Origin of the sequence: Dyella sp. ASV21 (assembly GCF_016428975.1) — a bacterium.
Lineage (GTDB): Bacteria > Pseudomonadota > Gammaproteobacteria > Xanthomonadales > Rhodanobacteraceae > Dyella.
The window spans coordinates 1-16,950 of the sequence record NZ_JAELTT010000081.1 but is presented as its reverse complement, the minus strand read 5'-3'; the positions used below and the strand labels follow the sequence as shown (position 1 = coordinate 16,950).

The following is a 16,950-nucleotide window of genomic DNA, read 5'->3' as shown; positions in this document are numbered from 1 at the left end:
GCACGCTAGGGCGGGCGATCTGGCCGCACAGCACGGCGGCGAACGCGGCATGCTGGCGAGCGACCTGCTGGCGCCGCTGCGCCTTTTGCTCAATGGATGCGAATCATGACGGAACACCGCTGGGAACTGGTCGACGAGGCCGCCACCGCCGCCCTGGCCACGCGCTTGGCCGGGCTGCTGGACGACGGGTTGGTGATCTACCTACACGGTGACCTGGGGGCCGGCAAGACCAGCTTCGCACGCGCCTTGCTGGGCGCGCTGGGCGTGGGCGAGCGCATCAAGAGCCCCACCTACAGCCTGGTCGAGTCCTATCGGGCGCAGGGGCGGCCGGCCTGGCATCTCGATCTGTATCGCATTGCCGATCCGGGCGAGCTGGAGTGGTTGGGGCTGGATGCGCTATCCGATCCTTCCGCGCTGGTGTTGGTGGAATGGCCCGAGCGCGGGGCGGGGGCGTTGCCTGCGGCCGATCTGGTCATTCACCTGAGCTATGCGGGCACTGGACGCCGTGCCGCCATGGAGCCCCGCAGCGAGCGCGGTGAGCGCGCCGTGTCCCGTCTGGCCTGAGTGCGGCCGAGTCGTCGCGCTAAGTATCGGCGGTGCTTGAGAATTTTTCAGGTCTCGGCAGGGGCTGGGATGCCTTGCGTTTGCGTGGGTTGCGGCCGATAGCTGGATGTCGCCTGACAAAACCATTGCAGGTTATGGATATTCAAGGAAAAAGCTCTTGCATTCAGTCAACGTCTGGGCTTCAATTCGGCCCTATGAAGGGATATAGGACGCATCCTGCTGTGCTTGGCGCCATGGCCGTGCTGGCCGTGGCATCTGTGGGCGTGTCTCGCGCCGCCGATCTCAAGTCCGCCCGGGTCTGGGCGGGGCCGGAGTACACCCGCGTGGTGCTCGATGTGTCTGGCCCGGTCAGCTACAAGCTCAAGCAGGATGGTGACCAGCTCACGGTCGATCTGAGCGACAGCACGATCGGCAGCGACTTCAATGGGCCCGCCGCCCAAGGCTTGTACAAGGGCCTGACCACGGCGCGCCAGGGCGATGGCGTCAAACTGACGGCCAAGGTCGATCCCTCCAGCACCTACAAGACCTTCCTGCTTAAGCCGCAGGCCGACTACGGCTATCGCCTGGTGGTCGATCTGTATCCCGGCAAGGGCGGTGGTGCCGCGGCGGTCAAGCCTTCCGCTTCCAGCGAGCATGACGACGGCGCCCCCGCCAGCGTGGCTGCCGCGCCTTCAGTCGCCCAGCCTGCCGCAGTCGTGGCTGCTCCCGTGGCGGCGGCGCCGGCTGAGCCCGCGCCCGTGCGTTCGACCAGCAAGTCTGGCCTCAAGCAAACCCAGAGCGGCATGGCCTCCACCCGTGCGGCGGCGGCCATGCTCAACGGCGAGCGCAAGGTGGTAGTCGCCATCGACGCCGGTCACGGGGGCGATGACCCTGGCGCACACGGACCCGGTGGCACGCTCGAGAAGAACGTCACGCTGGCCGTGGCGCGCCAGTTGGCCGATCAGATCAATCAGCAGCCGGGCATGCGCGCTGTGCTTACGCGCAGCGCCGACTTTTTCATCCCGCTGCAGCAGCGTTACCAGATCGCCCGCAACAACGCGGCGGACCTCTTCGTGTCGATTCACGCGGACGCCTTTGTCAATGGCGACGCTAAGGGTTCCTCGGTATGGGTGTTGTCGCCGCGCGGCAAAACCAACATGGCAGCGCAGTGGCTGGCGGATGGTGAAAACCGTGCCGACCTGATTGGCGGTGTCACCCTGGACGACAAGAACGACGGCCTGGCTGCTGTGTTGCTCGACCTGCAGCAAGGCTATTCCATGCAGGCCAGTGAATCGGTAGCCGGCAACGTGCTCAAGGCGTTGAGCAATCTCGGTCCGACCCATCGCGGTTACGTGGAACGCGCCAATTTTGTGGTGTTGCGCTCGCCGGACGTGCCCTCGATTTTGGTGGAGACCGCGTTCATCAGTAACCCGGATGAAGAGCGCAAGCTGCGCGATCCCGCTCATCAGGCTCGCCTGGCTGCGGCGGTGATGGGTGGCGTGCGCAACTACTTCGAAACCACGCCGCCGCCGGGTAGCTGGTTTGCCGCCCAGGCGGCGCGCCGCAATGGTATGGCGGCGGTGGCGTCCTCTCAGGGCGACGATGACAGCAGCTCGGCGCGTGACGGCAAGGCCGTGTCCCAGGCAACCGGCAGCGCTGACAATGGCGTACGCGACATGCACCGCGTCGCGCGTGGCGAGAACCTGCGCAGCATCGCCCGCCAGTATGGCGTGAGCGTCAATGCGCTCAAGAGCGCCAATCGCCTGGATGGCGATAACAGTGTGCGCGTAGGCATGATGCTGGCCATCCCGGCCGGTTGATTCGGGGGCTCGCGCGCTTTGGGGCGCGCCTTGGCTTTCGCCGGTGGGCGACAGGCTCTAAGCTTTAGTGATGCCTGTCATTCGCCCCCTTCCCCCCGAACTCATCAATCAGATTGCCGCCGGTGAAGTGATCGAGCGGCCCTCGTCCGTGGTCAAGGAGCTGGTCGAGAATAGTCTCGATGCCGGCGCGACCCGGGTGGAGGTGGATATCGAGCAGGGCGGTGCGCGCTTGATCCGAGTCCGCGATGACGGTTGCGGTATCGCGCCGGACGAGCTGCAACTGGCGGTGGCCTCGCATGCCACCAGCAAGATCGGCAGCTTTGACGATCTTGAACATGTCGCCAGCATGGGCTTTCGCGGCGAGGCATTGGCCTCGGTATCGTCGGTGGCCCGTTTTGCGCTGACCTCGCGCGCGCAAGGCCAGGATGCGGCGTTCCGTATCGAAGTGGACGGCGGCAGGATGCAGGCGGCGCGTCCGGCCCAGCATCCGCCGGGCAGCAGCGTGGAAGTGCGCGACCTGTTCTACAACGTGCCCGCGCGACGCAAGTTTCTCCGCGCCGAGCGCACGGAGTTCGCGCATATCGACGACCTGCTGAAATCGCTCGCGCTCGCGCGCAGTTCCGTGGAGTTTCGCCTCAACCACAACGGCAAACCGGTGCGCATTCTGCGTGCCGCGCGCGATCAGCACGCAGCATTGCTGCGCGTGGCGGAAGTGTTGGGTGAGGATTTCCCCGCGCAAAGCCTGCGTATCGATCATGCGGCGGCGGGTCTGCATTTGTCGGGTTGGGTGGGTTTGCCCACCGCCTCGCGTTCGCAGGCGGACTCGCAATTCTTCTACGTCAACGGGCGTCTGGTGCGCGATCGCGTCGTGGCGCACGCGGTGCGTCAGGCCTATGCGGACGTATTGTTCCACGGTCGCTATCCGTGCTTCGTGCTCTATCTGGAACTCGATCCGGTCGGCGTGGACGTGAACGTGCATCCGGCCAAGCATGAAGTGCGCTTTCGCGAACAGCGGCTGGTGCATGATTTTCTGTTCCGCACCTTGCACGAGGCACTGGCGCAGACGCGTGCGGGCCACATGGGGGGCGCGCCGGACGTGGACGCCCAGGCGCAGGCGATGCCGGCCTTTCGCATGAACCCGGCGCCCGCAGCCGCTACAGCGGCTCCTGCATGGCCCAACGCGTTCAGCCAGAGTCGCCTCAGTCTTGGCGTGCGCGAGGAGCCACTGGCCGGTTACGCCGCCTTGGCGGGAGAGGCTCGCCCGTTACCCGCGGCGTTGAGCTTCGCCGCGCCGATGCCGATGCCTGACGCGGCGGATGACGAAGCACCGCCGCTCGGTTTCGCCATCGCGCAATTGAAGGGCGTCTATATCCTTGCGGAAAACACGCACGGTCTGGTGCTGGTGGATATGCACGCCGCGCATGAGCGCATCACCTACGAGAAGCTTAAAGCCGGTCGCGCCAGTAGCAATCTGCGCTCACAGATGATGCTGGTGCCGTTGAACGTGTCGGTCAGCGCCAAGGAAGCCGCCGCCGCCGAGGAACACGCTGACGCGCTTGCCGAGTGGGGGCTTGAGCTTTCGCGCAGTGGCCCGTCTGGCGTGGTGGTGCGGCGCATTCCCGCCTTGTTGGAAGGTGCTGACGTGGCGCAGCTGTGCCGCGACGTACTCGGCGAACTGGCCCAGCATGGCAGCTCGCGCCGCCTGCAGGAGCTGGAGAACGAGTTGCTCGCCACCATGGCCTGTCACGGCTCGGTGCGGGCAGGGCGGCGCCTTACCACGCCGGAAATGAATGCGCTATTGCGTGAAATGGAAGCCACCGAGCGATCGGGCCAGTGCAACCACGGACGCCCCACCTGGACCCAGCTCAGCATGGCGGAGTTGGACAAACTGTTCCTGCGCGGTCGTTGAGCGGCGGCCCGACTTGCCACCCCGGCAAATGGACGGCCATACTCGGTCCTCGATATCAACGGGGGCTGCCATGTTGCGTTCTGCCGTCATTGCTTTTGCCCTGAGCCTTGGAGTTGTTCCCGTGCACGCCCAGACCACCCACGCCGCCGATACGGCTGATTTCGTCCAGCAAACGCAGCAGTGGCGCGATAAGCGTCTGGCCAGTCTCACGGCGCCGAACGGGTGGTTGAGCCTGATCGGGCTGGACTGGTTGAAGGAGGGCGCCAATCGCGTTGGCAGCGCCGCGGACAACGACATCGTGCTCAAGGCCGGCCCCGCGCATCTGGGCGTAGTGACCCAGGCGAAGGATGGCAGTCTGCATATCGTGCTCGATCCGCATAGCGGGGCGACCGTGGATGGCAAGCCGGTGCACGAGGCGGTGCTGGTGGACGACGCCCATGCCGGCGATGCCGGCCCGACCAACGTGGCTTTCGGCAGTGCGAGCTTTCTGGTGATCGAGCGCGATGGCCGCAAGGCATTGCGCGTGAAAGATGCCCATGCCGAAACGCGCACGCACTTCGTGGGCCTGGACTACTACCCGATGGATCCTTCGTGGCGCATCGTGGCCGACTGGGTGCCATTCGACCCGCCGCATGAGCTGGAGATCGGTTCCGTGCTGGGCACCATCAACAAGGAGAAGGTGCCGGGCAAGGCGGTGTTCCATCGCGATGGCCACACCTACGAGTTGATGCCGATCCAGGAGGAGCCCGACTCGCTGTTCTTCGTGATCGCCGACCGCACGTCCGGTCGCGAGACCTATGGCGCGGCGCGCTTCATGTACGCAGACCTGCCCAAGGACGGCAAGGTGGTGCTGGATTTCAACCGCGCCTATAACCCGCCGTGCGCGTTTACGCCGTACGCCACCTGTCCGCTGGCTCCGCCGGAGAATCGCATGGATCTGTCGGTGACCGCGGGCGAAAAGAAATACCGCGGCGGACATTGAGCGAGCGCATCCTCAGCGCTCCCGGGTCAGAACAACGGCCAGGCTGCATGCCTGGCCGTGGTCGTTTTCAACGGCCGTGGAACACCGCTTTGCGCTTTTCCAGGAACGCGGTGGTGCCCTCGCGCATGTCCTCGGTGGAGAAGGCGAGCGCGAACGCCTGCGTCTCGAACTCCAGGCCCTGGTCGATGCTGGTTTCGCCGCCTTGCAGGATGGCGTCGAGGATGCCCGCAGCGGCCAGCGGCGCGGAGGCGGCGAGCTGTTCGGCCAGCGTGTTCACGGCTTCGTCCAGGGCCTCGGGCGCAACCACCCGGGTGACCAAGCCCAGCTCGTAGGCGCGTTGCGCGTTGATCGGCGCGCCGGTCAGGCACAGTTCCAGGGCGGCGCTGCGGCCCGCCAGGCGCAATAGGCGCTGGGTACCGCCAAAGCCGGGAATAAGGCCAAGGTTGATTTCCGGCTGGCCAAACTTGGCCTTGTCACTGGCGATGCGCAGGTGACAGGCCATGGCCAGTTCCATGCCGCCGCCCAGGGCGAAACCCTGCAGGCGCGCGATGACCGGCTTGCCCAGGCGTTCGATAAGGCTCATCAGGCGCTGGCCGGCGCGCGAAAAGCCCTGGCCTTGCACTGGCGTGTAGCCGTTCATCTCCGAGATATCCGCGCCGGCCACGAAGGCCTTCTCGCCGGCGCCGGCCAACACCACCACGCGCACGTCATCGTCCTGGGCTGCCTGGGTGAACGCCAGGGTCAGCTCATTGAGCGTTTCGCGATTGAGTGCATTGAGCTTGTCCGGACGGTTGATGGTGATGGTGCGCACCGCACCCCGGTGGACGATTTCCAGGTTCCGATAAGCCATGACTACACTCCGGCAGGTAAAGGGCTCATGGTAGCAGCGGGAACCTTTGGCCCCCTCGGTGTTCTCAGCAGGGGCGCCGTTTTGGTCGGCGTTCGCTGCACGAAAGGCCCGGACCGCTTACGATGGTGGAGTTCGCGCTGCAATGGAGATAGGCATGGCACAACGGCGTTGGCTGGTTCTGGGCATCCTGATTTGGGGTGCGGCAGCGGTGCACGCGCAGGATGGCGCCGCCGCGGCCGATACGGCCACCGGTCGGATCGACAAGAGCAAGCTGTCCTATGCCATCGGTTATCAGATCGGCAGTCAGTTCGCCAATGGTGAGCCGGACGTGGACATCCCCACGTTGCAGCGTGCGATCCAGGACGCCTACACCAAGAAGCAGCCCTCGGTATCCATGCAGGACATGCACGATCAGTTGGATCGCCTGGACCAGCAGATGCACGCCAAGGCGCTGGCCGAGTTCAAGCGGATCGCCGAGGCCAATGCGCGCAAGAGCGCCGATTTCCTGGAACGCAACCGCCGCTTGCCAGGGGTGGTGCAGTTGCCTTCGGGTATCCAGTACGCCGTGCTGCGCAAAGGCGATGGCAAGGTCAGCCCGGGCGTGAGCAGTCTGGTGACGGTGAATTACCGCGGCATGTTGGTCGATGGCACCGAGTTCGACAGCACCTGGGCGCGGGGCGCGCCCGTGCATTTCGCCGTCGACAAGGTAATACGCGGCTGGCAGGACGTGATTCCGCGCATGCATGTGGGCGATCGCTGGAAGGTGGTGATTCCCTCCCAGTTGGCCTATGGCGAGCGTGGCGCCTTGCCGCGTATCGGTCCCAACGAAGCCCTGGTATTTGAAATCGAGCTGCTGGATATCCAGCAGTGATCGCGTTCGCTGCCGGAAGGCGGCGAATCCGCTAGCATGTGTGGGCTCATGTTGAACGATCCCGCCTCGCCCCCTCCCCATCCGTTGACGCCGTGCATTGGCGTCTGTCGCCTCGACGAGCGCGGCTATTGCATCGGCTGTCTGCGCACCGGCGACGAGATCGCCCGTTGGCGTGGGCTGAGCGACAGCGAGCGCCTGCACATGATGCAGGAGATTCTGCCTCTGCGCGGGACGCCCTGATGGGCGAGGCCTGGAGCGAGCTGAGTGCTGCCTTGCTGCCGCTGTCGGCGCCGCCGACCGGGCGGGGCTGGAACCACGTGGACATGGCCACGCTGCTGGGCGACAAGCCGCGACGACCAGCGGCCGTGCTGGTAGGGCTGCGCGAAGGCGTGCAGCCTCGCCTGGTGCTCACGGTGCGCACCGATCACTTGCAGGACCACGCCGGCCAGGTGGCTTTTCCTGGCGGTCGCTCCGATCCCGGGGACGCCGATGCCATCGCTACCGCCTTGCGGGAAAGCGAAGAAGAAATCGGCCTGTCGCGCTCGCTGGTGACGCCATTGGGTTTTCTCGATCGCTTCGAAACCATCAGCGGCTATTGCATTACGCCCGTGGTTGCGCGGATCGAACCGGAGGCGCGGCTCTATCCCGCGCCCGCCGAGGTCGCCGAAGTGTTTGAGGTGCCGCTGTCGTTCTTTTTCGAACCGGCCAACTTGCGACGCTACACCATGGAGTTTCGTGGCCACCGGCGGGATATGGTGGAGTTTATTCACGGCGGACACCGCATCTGGGGCGCCACCGCCGCGATGGTGTTCAATCTTTTGCAGAGGATGGGGCGCGCATGACTGCCAAGACCACGCTGATCGAAGTCGATGAGCTCGCCGCGCAGCCGGTGGACGCGGTACTCATCGTGGATTGCCGCTTTGAATTGATGGCGCCCGGTACGGGCGAGCGCGACACGGCCAAGGGACATCGCGACTATCTCGCCGGACATATCCCTGGCGCGGTATACGCCAGCCTGGACGAGGATCTGTCCGACCTCTCACGTCAAGCCGAAGGCTTGGGGCGTCACCCGTTGCCGCTGGAAACGGCGTTCTCACGCGTGCTCTCGCGTTGGGGCTGGCGGCCGGGGCTGCAGGTCGTTTGCTACGACGTGGCCGGTGGCTCGCTGGCCGCTGCGCGCTTGTGGTGGCTGTTGCGATTGGCCGGTGTGCGCGAGGTAGCGGTGCTCGATGGAGGCTACCCGGCCTGGTTGTCGGCCGGTTTGCCGACGGAGCAGGGTGAGGTGGAGCGCGCGCCAACCCAGGCCTCCGTGCGTTTCGACGCAACGCAGTACCTCACCGATCATGCGCATCTGCGCGATGCGCCGGGACGTGTGCTGCTCGATGCTCGCGGTGCGCCACGTTATCGCGGCGAAGTGGAGCCGATCGATCGCGTGGGGGGGCATGTGCCGGGTGCACTGAACCGGCCCTTTGCCGAAAATCTCGCCGCCGATGGCCGCTTCAAGCCGCCACTAGTGCTGCGCGAGGAATTCCTGGCCCTATTGGGCACGCATGTGCCGGGCGATGTGGTGCATATGTGTGGCTCGGGTGTCACCGCTTGCCACAATCTGCTGGCGATGGAGCGTGCGGGCCTTAGTGGCTCGCGCCTGTATGCGCCGTCGTGGAGCGGCTGGGTGAGCGATCCGGATCGACCCATTGCAACGGGCGATGCGCCGGGCTGAGCCTGTACCGGAGCGCGTGATGCGCTCCGGCGACGTCTGCGGCAGTGGTCAGTCTCTCTTCTTCAGGCGTGCCACCAGCTGTTGCAACACGGCCTGCGTTTCCGGGTGGAAGTAGGCGTCGATGAACTGGTCGATCGGCAGCGCGTCTGGATCGGCCCATACCTTGGTGAGGTCGGCACGCGCCAACGCGCGCGTGGTGAGCATGGCGTTGGAGGGCAGGGCGAGCATGCCCTGCATCCAGTGGATCGCTCGGGTGACCACCTGATCCACGCCGGTGAGTTCGTCCACCAGGCCATAGTCCAGTGCCTGCGCCGATTCGATCATGGCGCCGGCTACCATCAGGCGCTCCGCCCGGTAGGGCCCCACAATGCGACGCAGGGCGAGCTGGATGCTTTCCGGCACCACCAGGCCTACCTGTACTTCGTTGAGGCCAATGCGATAAGCGCCTTCGGCCATCACGCGGTAATCGCAGAACAGCGACAGCACGGCACCACCCGCTGGGCTGTGGCCGGTGATCGCGGCCACCACGGGTATCGGCGAACAGGCCAGCTTGGAGCTGGTGAGGAAGAACTCGCGCCAGAAATCGCGCACACCATCACGATCGCGCCCGAGCAGTGAAGGAACGTCCACGCCGGCGGAAAACATGCCTGGCGAGCCGGACAGGACCAGCCCGCGCGCGCCGGCCTCCACTGCCTGGTCGACGCCATGGCGAATCGCGCGGAGCAGATCCACGTTAAGGGCGTTGACCGGCGGGCGCGCCAGGTTGATTTCAGTGATGGCGTCGTGAGGGATCAAGTTGAGCATGGCGTACCCGTGGGATGCTGTGGGGGCGATAGGCGAACCGCGAGAGTAGCAAACCAGCGATAGCGCTGGCGCGGCGCGCCAGCGCCCTGCCTAGCGGCTTGGCGTCACTGCGGATGCTCGTCGGCCGTCCACTCATAGCGCACTGCATAGTCCAGCGTGGCCTTGCCTCCGGCCGGCACCGATACCTGGAACTCCAGGGTGTCGGTGGTCTGCTTGCTGGGCTTGACGCTGGAGCTCACCAGGCTCCATTGACGCCAGCGCTGGGGATGTTCGCGCACGGTGATCACGCGCGCGCTATCGCCCGCGTTGGTAAGCGTGATGCGGAACGCCTCGTCCAGCGTGCGGCCTGCCTTGTCCACATGGAAAGCCGTGCGCTCGCGTTCGCCGCGCAGGTCGAAGGCGGTGCCCAGCACCACATGTACGTCACCGCCCTTGGGCGTATCCGCGATACGGTCTTCGCCGATCAATTGCAGGGCGCCCTGGCGATCGGCCGTGAGCACGCGCAGGTAGCCGGCGGGCAGGCTGTCGAAGGCGTGCAGGGCCAGCGTGCTGATCACACTGGTGTTGCCGCCGGACTGATAGTCCGGGCTGATCATCGGTTGCGGCGGTACCCAGCCACCGCCGGTTTCAAACAGCGAGGTGCGTTCGCACGCGAGAGTGCGTGTGTCATACAGCGGCACCTGGCTGACGCTACCGTCGGGCAGGTCGACCGGGGATGGCAACGTGTAACTGCGGTAATCGGCCAGCGTGCCTTGTTCGGGCAGTTCGCCGCCATCGGCCTTGGCGCGCACGGCAAACGCCATCGGCGCGGCCATGGGGCGCGGCGCCGTGGGTTTGGCGATACGTGGCTCGCCTGCGATCAGGGTGAGCTGCACCTGTGACCAGTCGCGGCCGCTACGGTTGGCGATGCTGGCGCGCGATTCGAATTGCAGCTTGCAACTGTTGCCTGGCAACAAGGTACCCACATAGGCCGCGCGCCAGCCGAGGCCGGCGGTGGGGTAGCTGAGTGTGGCCTGGGTGTTGCCGGCGCGCTGCGCGTTGATGCGCAGGTCCAGGCTGGAGCCGGTCTGGAAGTTGCCGCGCGCACGCACGGCGGCGTACTCGCGGATCAGGCTGGTGAAGCCGTTGGCGTCCTGTACCAGCAAACCATCCCCGGCGCGCAGCAAGGTGCCGCTGGCCAGCCTCTGGCCGCTGGTTGCCAGTACTTCAATCGGCTGGCCGACCAGGCTGCCGAGTGAGGCGTTCTGTCCTTGGCCCAGGCGCAGTCGCTGCGACACCACGGTGGCTGCCGCGCCATCGATGCTGAGCGCCATCGCTTCCGGGTCGAGAAACAGCGGCAAGCCGCCCAGGCTGAGGTCTTGCAAGCCTGCCTTGAGCGGCAATTCGCGCGGTTCGTGGGCCACGGCGTAACCGGACTGCACGCTATTGCTGTCGCCGGCGCTGAACAGTGCGGCATCGTCGCTGCGGTAGAGCGTGAGGCGGGTGGATGTCGAAGGGGCGGCTGCGGCGGCGGTGCCGGCTGCCATGGCCAGAGCGAGCGTAGGAAGGGGGAGGCGGATCACGATCGAACTCCTTTCGGGTGGTCGCCGTGGATGTTACGGATACCGCATGAAGCGGCGGTATCCGTGCATTCGAGGACGTTAACCCCTAAATGCCGCGATGCCGTTTCAAGCCGTGGCGGCGTCGCGGATGCTTTGCGGCAGCGGTACCGGCTTGCCGGTGGCGGGGTTCATCCACACCATCACTACCTTGCCGTCGCTGTACAGGCATGCGGGGTCATTGGCATTGACGATGCGGTGCGTAAGCGTGATCGAGCTGTTGCCAAGACGCTCGCAAGCCAGTTGCACCTGCAGCTGCGCGGGCCATTCGATGGGGCGACGGTAGTTGATCTCGCTGGCCGCCAGCACGGGCATGGAGGTTTCGTCGAACCAGCCCGGCACATGCTGTAGCCATTGCAGGCGCGCCTCTTCCAGGTAGGTAAGGTAGTTGGAGTTGTTGACGTGATTGAACGCATCCAGATCACGCCAACGCACGCCGATGGAGGCGGCAAACAGTGGCTGGGACAGGGTGTCGGCTATCGGTGTTTCAACAACGGCCACGACCGGGGCGCTGTCCTGCGCCGGGGTCTTGCGCGCGCGAGCGCGCTTGTGGAGCGCCGGATCGGTGGAACTCATGCAGTCTTCTTCCGTAATGCGGGTTTGCTCTTTCCGTTGCCGTCGGCCTTGGCCTTCTTCGCGGGCTTCATGTCCAGATGCGGGGCGAGGAAGTGTCCGGTGTGCGAACCCGGCGTGGCCGCCACGGTTTCTGGCGTGCCTGCAACCAGGATGCGGCCGCCACCCGAGCCCCCTTCCGGACCGAGATCGACCAGCCAGTCGGCGGTCTTGATCACATCCAGATTATGCTCGATCACGACCACGGTATTGCCCTGGTCCACCAACTGGTGCAACACGTCGAGCAATTGCTCGATATCGTGGAAGTGCAGGCCGGTGGTCGGTTCGTCCAGGATGTAGAGCGTGCGGCCCGTGTCGCGCTTGGACAGCTCCTTGGAGAGCTTGACGCGCTGCGCTTCGCCACCGGAAAGCGTGGTCGCACTCTGGCCCAGCTTGATGTAGTCCAGGCCCACGGCGCGCAAGGTGTCGAGCTTGCGTGCAATAGTTGGCACGTTCTCGAACAGCTTAAGTGCATCTTCCACCGTCATGTCCAGCACGTCGGCGATGGTGTGGCCCTTGTAGTGCACTTCCAGCGTTTCACGGTTATAGCGCTTGCCATGGCACACGTCGCAAGGCACGTACACGTCGGGCAGGAAATGCATTTCCACCTTGATCATGCCGTCGCCTTCGCAGGCTTCGCAGCGGCCGCCGCGTACGTTGAAGCTGAAACGGCCCGGCGTATAGCCACGGGCGCGTGCTTCGGGCACCTGGGCGAACAGTTCGCGCAGCGGCGTGAACAGGCCGGTGTAGGTGGCCGGGTTCGAGCGCGGCGTACGGCCGATCGGCGATTGGTCGATGTCCACCACCTTATCGAACAGCTCCAGGCCTTCGACGGATGCGTGCGGCGCCGGTTGTTCGCTGGCGCCATTGAGCTCGGCGGCGGCCAGGCGGAACAAGGTGTCGTTGATCAGGGTGGATTTGCCCGAGCCGGACACGCCGGTGACGCAAGTGAACAAACCGGCGGGAATCGCCAGGTCCACGTTCTTCAGGTTGTTACCGCTGGCGCCCTTCAGGTGCAGCCAGGAATCGGCATCCAACTGCTGGCGGCGTTCGGTGGGCACCTGGATGCCACGCTTGCCGGAGAGAAACTGGCCGGTGACCGAACGCGGCGAGGCGAGAACGTCCTTGAGCGTGCCTTGCGCCACCACTTCGCCGCCATGCACGCCGGCACCCGGGCCGATATCGAGCACGTGATCGGCCATGCGAATGGCATCTTCGTCGTGTTCGACCACGATGACCGTGTTGCCAAGGTCGCGCAGGCGCGTCAGCGTGCCGAGCAGGCGCTCATTGTCGCGTTGGTGCAGGCCGATGGAGGGTTCGTCCAGCACGTACATCACGCCAACCAGGCCGGCGCCGATCTGCGAGGCCAGGCGAATGCGCTGGGCTTCGCCGCCGGAGAGCGTATCGGCCTGGCGATCCAGCGTGAGGTAATTGAGGCCCACGTCGTTGAGGAAGGTCAAGCGTTCGCGAATTTCCTTGACGATTTTCACCGCGATTTCGCCGCGCCAGCCGGTGAGCTTGAGCGCTTCGAAGAAGGCGAGCGCATCGTCAATCGAGCGCGAGGTGAGCGAAGGCAGCGCATGATCGGCGACGAATACATTGCGCGCTGAACGGTTCAGGCGCTGACCGTGGCACTCGGGGCAGGGCTGGTCGCTGATGTACTTGGCCAATTCCTCGCGTACCGCCGGCGATTCGGTTTCCTTATAGCGGCGCTCCATGTTCGGCAGAATGCCTTCGAACGCATGCTCGCGCGTCACGCGGCCACCGCGCTCGGTGAGGTAGCGGAACGCAATCTGCTCCTTGCCGCTGCCATGCATGATGGCCTTCTGTACGTTGGCCGGCAGCTTCGCCCACGGGGCGTCCACGTCGAAGCCGTAGTGCGCGGCCAGCGACATGATGAGCTGGAAGTAATGCGCGTTGCGGCGGTCCCAGCCGCGCACCGCGCCGCCGGCCAGCGACAATTCCGGGTGACCCACCACGCGGGCGGCATCGAACACCTGGGTGACGCCCAGGCCATCGCACGACGGGCAGGCACCTACCGGCGAATTGAAGGAGAACAGGCGCGGTTCCAGCTCCGGCAGCGAGTAGTCGCACACCGGGCAGGAGTAGCGGGAGGACAGCAATTGCTCGGGCGCCTTGGCGTCGTCCATGTCCACCACGATGACCAGGCCATCGCCCAGGCGCAGCGCCGTCTCGAAGGACTCGGCCAGGCGCTGCTTGATGTCGTCACGCGGGCGGAAACGGTCGATCACGGCCTCGATGGTGTGCTTCTGACGCAAAGTCAGCGGCGGGACAGCATCAAGGTCGTAGACCGTGCCGTCCACGCGGGCGCGCACGAAGCCTTGCGCACGCAATTGATCGAACACTTGCACGTGTTCGCCCTTGCGTTCGCGAATCACCGGCGCCAGCAGCATGTAGCGCTTCTCCGGATCGAGCGAGAGGGTGGTGTCCACCATCTGGCTCACCGTCTGCGCTTCCAGCGGAATGCCGTGCTCCGGGCAACGCGGCGTACCCACGCGCGCATAGAGCAGGCGCAGATAGTCGTAGACCTCGGTGATGGTGCCTACGGTGGAGCGCGGGTTGTGCGAGGTGGACTTCTGCTCGATGGAGATCGCCGGGGAGAGGCCCTCGATATGATCCACATCCGGCTTTTCCATCATGGAGAGGAATTGCCTGGCATAGGCCGATAGCGATTCGACGTATCGGCGCTGGCCCTCGGCGTAGATCGTGTCGAAAGCCAGCGAGGACTTGCCCGAGCCCGACAGGCCGGTGATCACGATCAGCCGGTCGCGAGGCAGGTCCAGGTCGATGTTCTTCAGATTGTGCGTGCGCGCACCGCGGATGCGGATCGTGTCCATGTCGCCCGGGAGATTGGGGGAGGGAAAAACTGCACTATATCAAACTAACCAGGTCAGTTATTGCCAGCGGGGCGGCCCGAACCCTTCAGGGAACGAATCGCCGACTATGGCTTAATAGCCTCTTTGGCCGACACCAGGCCCGGACTTTGACAGAGAGTGCGGATGGGTAAATTGACGAAATGGGGCGTCGCCTTGGCGCTTGCAATGGGCATGGGGCAGGCGATGGCCGCATCGGCACCCGCCAGCGAGCAGCAGGTGCGCCAGCTGATGGACGTCGTCGGCATGGGCAAGATGCTCAGCCAGATGAACACCCAGGCGGTGACCACGCTGCAGCAGTCCATGCCTTGCGTGCCCAACGAGTTCTGGCAGAACTACATGGACGCCAACCAGACCCAGCAGTTCATCGGTCGGTTGGTGCCGGTCTATCAGCGCCATTTCACAGCTGACGAGTTGGATGGCTTGCTGAAGTTCTACCGCTCGCCCCTGGGCCAGAAGGTCATCAACGAGATGCCTACCACCATGGCTGAGGCCAACCAGGCCGGTCAGCAGTGGAGCGAAGAACGCAGCCAGCAGATGATCGCCGAGCTCAAGCACATGGGCAGCCTGGACGCCAGCGGCCGCTGCCCAGCCAAAACGCCGCCTCCGGCGCTTGGAGCGGCAGCCACGGGGGGCGCGCTACATGAAGAGGCGGATGACGAGGGCGCAGCCGAGGAGGCGCATGCCAAGCCGGCGGTGAAGCCGGCCACGCATAGCAAGGCTGCGGCCAAGACGCCGGTCAAAAAGGCACCCGCCAAGCCAGCTCCCAAGAAAACGACGACGCCCGCCAAAAGCAGCGCCGCCAAGACACCTGCCAAGACGGCGGCCAAGCCCGAAAGCAAGGCACCGGCCAAGGCGAACGGTGCGACCAAGCCGGCTTCCACGCCGTCCAGCACGCAAGGCGGGTGAGCATCGCGGCACCTGGTCAGTCCTCGCCCCGGGGCTCTGTCGTTACGGGCTGAAATAATGGCCTAATACATCAATGCACCGGTCAGTCGACCGGTGCGCCAGGGAACCAGGGGGGAGTATGCGTAGTTGGATCGCAGTGGGCGTGGCCATGTTGTTGGCGATGCCGGCCGGGACCGCCGTGGCGGCGGATGCCAGCGAGGCGCAGGTGCGGGAGTTGTTGGGGGTGATCGGCATCAACAAAGTGCTGGCCCAGATGGAAACCGAAATGTCGACGCAGGTGACCACGACAATGGGGCGAACGATGCCCTGCGTGCCAGCCAGCTATTGGTCGGGCTTCTTTAGTTCGACCAGCCAGGACGAGCTGATCCATCGGATGATCCCGATCTACCAGCACCATCTCTCCGCCGAAGACATTCAGGGATTGATCGCGTTCTACCGATCGCCGCTGGGCCAGAAAATGATCACCGTGATGCCCCAGACCATGGCCGAAGGCATGCAGGTCGGTCGCCAGTGGGGGCAGGAGCGCGCTATCGACATGATCAATCATCTTCGCCAGAAGGGCACGCTGGACGCCAATGGCCGGTGTCCGGCGGCTGGCAGTGGCACGGCGCTTACCGGCAAATCCTGACGCTGGCCTCGCGGGTGGTCATGATTTGACCAGCCCCGGTGCCACTGGGTATACTCCCGAGTTCGCCGGTCTCCATGAGGGGCCGGCGATACCCAAGAGAATAACGACAGAAGGGATATTCCCATGAGTTATGCAGTCATCAAGACCGGTGGCAAGCAGTACCGCGTCCAGCAGGGCGATGTCCTGCGCGTGGAGCTGTTGAACGCCGAAGAAGGCGCCACCATCAATTTCGACCAGGTTCTGCTGGTCGGTGCAGGCGAGTCGATCACCGTGGGCGCCCCCACCGTGGCCGGTGCCACTGTCAGCGCCACCGTGCGTAAGCACGGCCGTGCCGACAAGATCCGCATCATCAAGTTCCGCCGCCGCAAGCACCACAAGAAGCAGCAGGGACATCGTCAGCATTTCACCGAAGTCGAGATCACGGGCATCAACGCCTGATCAGCCGGAGTAGATAGTCATGGCACATAAAAAAGGCGTAGGTTCGTCCCGTAACGGTCGCGACTCCAACCCCAAGTACCTCGGCGTGAAGGTGTACGGTGGCCAGGCCATTGAGGCCGGTAACATCATCGTGCGTCAGCGCGGCACCAAGTTCCATGCCGGTACGGGCGTGGGCGTGGGCCGTGATCACACGCTGTTCGCGCTGGTCGACGGTACCGTCGAGTTCAAGAAGCGCGGCGCTGAAGGCCGTAAGTTCGTCAGCATCGTCAAGGTCTAAGCCTTTTCGAGGTTGCAACGAAGGCCCCGCTCTCGCGGGGCCTTTGTTTTTGTTGGGAGGCGGGATGGTGGATCGGCAGCGCGCGGCGTTGCGGC

The 16,950-nt window shown here is 65.0% G+C and carries 15 protein-coding genes and 1 pseudogene; 11 read left to right on the top strand and 5 right to left on the bottom strand.

Features of this window, described 5'->3' with window-relative positions; genetic code table 11:
• Positions 1-105: 105 nt before the first annotated feature.
• From tsaE to JHD67_RS18625, 4 genes are all read left to right on the top strand, one after another.
• On the top strand, positions 106-564 hold the full coding sequence (gene tsaE / locus JHD67_RS18640; RefSeq protein WP_199100698.1) for a tRNA (adenosine(37)-N6)-threonylcarbamoyltransferase complex ATPase subunit type 1 TsaE: 459 nt from the start codon (positions 106-108) through the stop codon (positions 562-564).
• A gap of 233 nt (positions 565-797) precedes the next feature.
• Positions 798-2,363, top strand: a complete 1,566-nt coding sequence (locus JHD67_RS18635; RefSeq protein WP_233172057.1) for an N-acetylmuramoyl-L-alanine amidase — start codon at positions 798-800, stop codon at positions 2,361-2,363.
• Between the two features lie 70 nt (positions 2,364-2,433).
• Positions 2,434-4,272, top strand: a complete 1,839-nt coding sequence (gene mutL / locus JHD67_RS18630; protein ID WP_199100696.1) for a DNA mismatch repair endonuclease MutL — start codon at positions 2,434-2,436, stop codon at positions 4,270-4,272.
• Positions 4,273-4,342: 70 nt separating this feature from the next.
• On the top strand, positions 4,343-5,254 hold the full coding sequence (locus tag JHD67_RS18625) for a DUF1684 domain-containing protein (RefSeq protein WP_199100695.1): 912 nt from the start codon (positions 4,343-4,345) through the stop codon (positions 5,252-5,254).
• Between the two features lie 67 nt (positions 5,255-5,321).
• Here JHD67_RS18625 and JHD67_RS18620 read toward each other — a convergent pair whose 3' ends face one another.
• Positions 5,322-6,104: an enoyl-CoA hydratase-related protein gene (locus tag JHD67_RS18620; RefSeq protein WP_199100694.1), complete on the bottom strand. Its 783-nt coding sequence runs from the start codon at positions 6,102-6,104 to the stop codon at positions 5,322-5,324.
• Between the two features lie 154 nt (positions 6,105-6,258).
• Here JHD67_RS18620 and JHD67_RS18615 point away from each other — a divergent pair, with 154 nt between their 5' ends.
• From JHD67_RS18615 to JHD67_RS18600, 3 genes and pseudogenes are all read left to right on the top strand, one after another.
• Complete coding sequence (locus tag JHD67_RS18615; protein ID WP_233172055.1) at positions 6,259-6,975, top strand: FKBP-type peptidyl-prolyl cis-trans isomerase; 717 nt, start codon at positions 6,259-6,261, stop codon at positions 6,973-6,975.
• A 36-nt stretch (positions 6,976-7,011) separates the two neighbouring features.
• Positions 7,012-7,817 (top strand): annotated as a pseudogene (locus JHD67_RS18605) (CoA pyrophosphatase).
• Positions 7,814-8,695 carry a sulfurtransferase gene (locus tag JHD67_RS18600; protein ID WP_199100690.1) on the top strand — a complete coding sequence of 294 codons (882 nt, stop codon included), beginning with the start codon at positions 7,814-7,816 and terminating at the stop codon, positions 8,693-8,695. The pseudogene JHD67_RS18605 and the gene JHD67_RS18600 overlap by 4 nt, the downstream one beginning before the upstream one ends.
• Before the next feature lie 48 nt (positions 8,696-8,743).
• On the opposite strand, the gene JHD67_RS18595 is transcribed toward JHD67_RS18600, so the two are convergent.
• The 4 genes from JHD67_RS18595 to uvrA form a co-directional block, all read right to left on the bottom strand.
• Positions 8,744-9,499 carry an enoyl-CoA hydratase/isomerase family protein gene (locus tag JHD67_RS18595; protein ID WP_199100689.1) on the bottom strand — a complete coding sequence of 252 codons (756 nt, stop codon included), beginning with the start codon at positions 9,497-9,499 and terminating at the stop codon, positions 8,744-8,746.
• A gap of 104 nt (positions 9,500-9,603) precedes the next feature.
• Complete coding sequence (locus tag JHD67_RS18590; protein WP_199100699.1) at positions 9,604-11,025, bottom strand: DUF4139 domain-containing protein; 1,422 nt, start codon at positions 11,023-11,025, stop codon at positions 9,604-9,606.
• A gap of 141 nt (positions 11,026-11,166) precedes the next feature.
• Complete coding sequence (locus tag JHD67_RS18585) at positions 11,167-11,673, bottom strand: thioesterase family protein (RefSeq protein ID WP_199100688.1); 507 nt, start codon at positions 11,671-11,673, stop codon at positions 11,167-11,169.
• Positions 11,670-14,567, bottom strand: coding sequence for an excinuclease ABC subunit UvrA (uvrA, locus tag JHD67_RS18580; RefSeq protein WP_199100687.1), 2,898 nt, complete (start codon positions 14,565-14,567; stop codon positions 11,670-11,672). Before uvrA ends, JHD67_RS18585 begins: the two co-directional genes overlap by 4 nt.
• Before the next feature lie 162 nt (positions 14,568-14,729).
• Here uvrA and JHD67_RS18575 point away from each other — a divergent pair, with 162 nt between their 5' ends.
• The 4 genes from JHD67_RS18575 (at position 14,730) to rpmA (ending at position 16,855) form a co-directional block, all read left to right on the top strand.
• Entirely contained in the window at positions 14,730-15,512 is a 783-nt protein-coding gene (locus JHD67_RS18575) for a DUF2059 domain-containing protein (RefSeq protein WP_199100686.1), read from the top strand.
• A gap of 118 nt (positions 15,513-15,630) precedes the next feature.
• Positions 15,631-16,140, top strand: a complete 510-nt coding sequence (locus JHD67_RS18570) for a DUF2059 domain-containing protein (RefSeq protein ID WP_199100685.1) — start codon at positions 15,631-15,633, stop codon at positions 16,138-16,140.
• Between the two features lie 123 nt (positions 16,141-16,263).
• Complete coding sequence (gene rplU, locus JHD67_RS18565; protein WP_199100684.1) at positions 16,264-16,578, top strand: 50S ribosomal protein L21; 315 nt, start codon at positions 16,264-16,266, stop codon at positions 16,576-16,578.
• A gap of 19 nt (positions 16,579-16,597) precedes the next feature.
• Positions 16,598-16,855 (top strand): 50S ribosomal protein L27, encoded by a 258-nt coding sequence (gene rpmA, locus JHD67_RS18560; protein WP_199100683.1) that lies wholly within the window; start codon positions 16,598-16,600, stop codon positions 16,853-16,855.
• The last annotated feature ends 95 nt before the right edge of the window (positions 16,856-16,950 follow it).

Excerpts from the sequence above, each read along its gene's own strand:
- tsaE (WP_199100698.1), top strand. The coding sequence starts at position 106 with ATGACGGAACACCGCTGGGAACTGGTCGACGAGGCCGCCACCGCCGCC.
- JHD67_RS18635 (WP_233172057.1), top strand. The coding sequence starts at position 798 with ATGGCCGTGCTGGCCGTGGCATCTGTGGGCGTGTCTCGCGCCGCCGAT.
- mutL (WP_199100696.1), top strand. The coding sequence starts at position 2,434 with ATGCCTGTCATTCGCCCCCTTCCCCCCGAACTCATCAATCAGATTGCC.
- JHD67_RS18625 (WP_199100695.1), top strand. The coding sequence starts at position 4,343 with ATGTTGCGTTCTGCCGTCATTGCTTTTGCCCTGAGCCTTGGAGTTGTT.
- JHD67_RS18620 (WP_199100694.1), bottom strand. The coding sequence starts at position 6,104 with ATGGCTTATCGGAACCTGGAAATCGTCCACCGGGGTGCGGTGCGCACC.
- JHD67_RS18615 (WP_233172055.1), top strand. The coding sequence starts at position 6,259 with ATGGCACAACGGCGTTGGCTGGTTCTGGGCATCCTGATTTGGGGTGCG.
- JHD67_RS18600 (WP_199100690.1), top strand. The coding sequence starts at position 7,814 with ATGACTGCCAAGACCACGCTGATCGAAGTCGATGAGCTCGCCGCGCAG.
- JHD67_RS18595 (WP_199100689.1), bottom strand. The coding sequence starts at position 9,499 with ATGCTCAACTTGATCCCTCACGACGCCATCACTGAAATCAACCTGGCG.
- JHD67_RS18590 (WP_199100699.1), bottom strand. The coding sequence starts at position 11,025 with ATGGCAGCCGGCACCGCCGCCGCAGCCGCCCCTTCGACATCCACCCGC.
- JHD67_RS18585 (WP_199100688.1), bottom strand. The coding sequence starts at position 11,673 with ATGAGTTCCACCGATCCGGCGCTCCACAAGCGCGCTCGCGCGCGCAAG.
- uvrA (WP_199100687.1), bottom strand. The coding sequence starts at position 14,567 with ATGGACACGATCCGCATCCGCGGTGCGCGCACGCACAATCTGAAGAAC.
- JHD67_RS18575 (WP_199100686.1), top strand. The coding sequence starts at position 14,730 with ATGGGTAAATTGACGAAATGGGGCGTCGCCTTGGCGCTTGCAATGGGC.
- JHD67_RS18570 (WP_199100685.1), top strand. The coding sequence starts at position 15,631 with ATGCGTAGTTGGATCGCAGTGGGCGTGGCCATGTTGTTGGCGATGCCG.
- rplU (WP_199100684.1), top strand. The coding sequence starts at position 16,264 with ATGAGTTATGCAGTCATCAAGACCGGTGGCAAGCAGTACCGCGTCCAG.
- rpmA (WP_199100683.1), top strand. The coding sequence starts at position 16,598 with ATGGCACATAAAAAAGGCGTAGGTTCGTCCCGTAACGGTCGCGACTCC.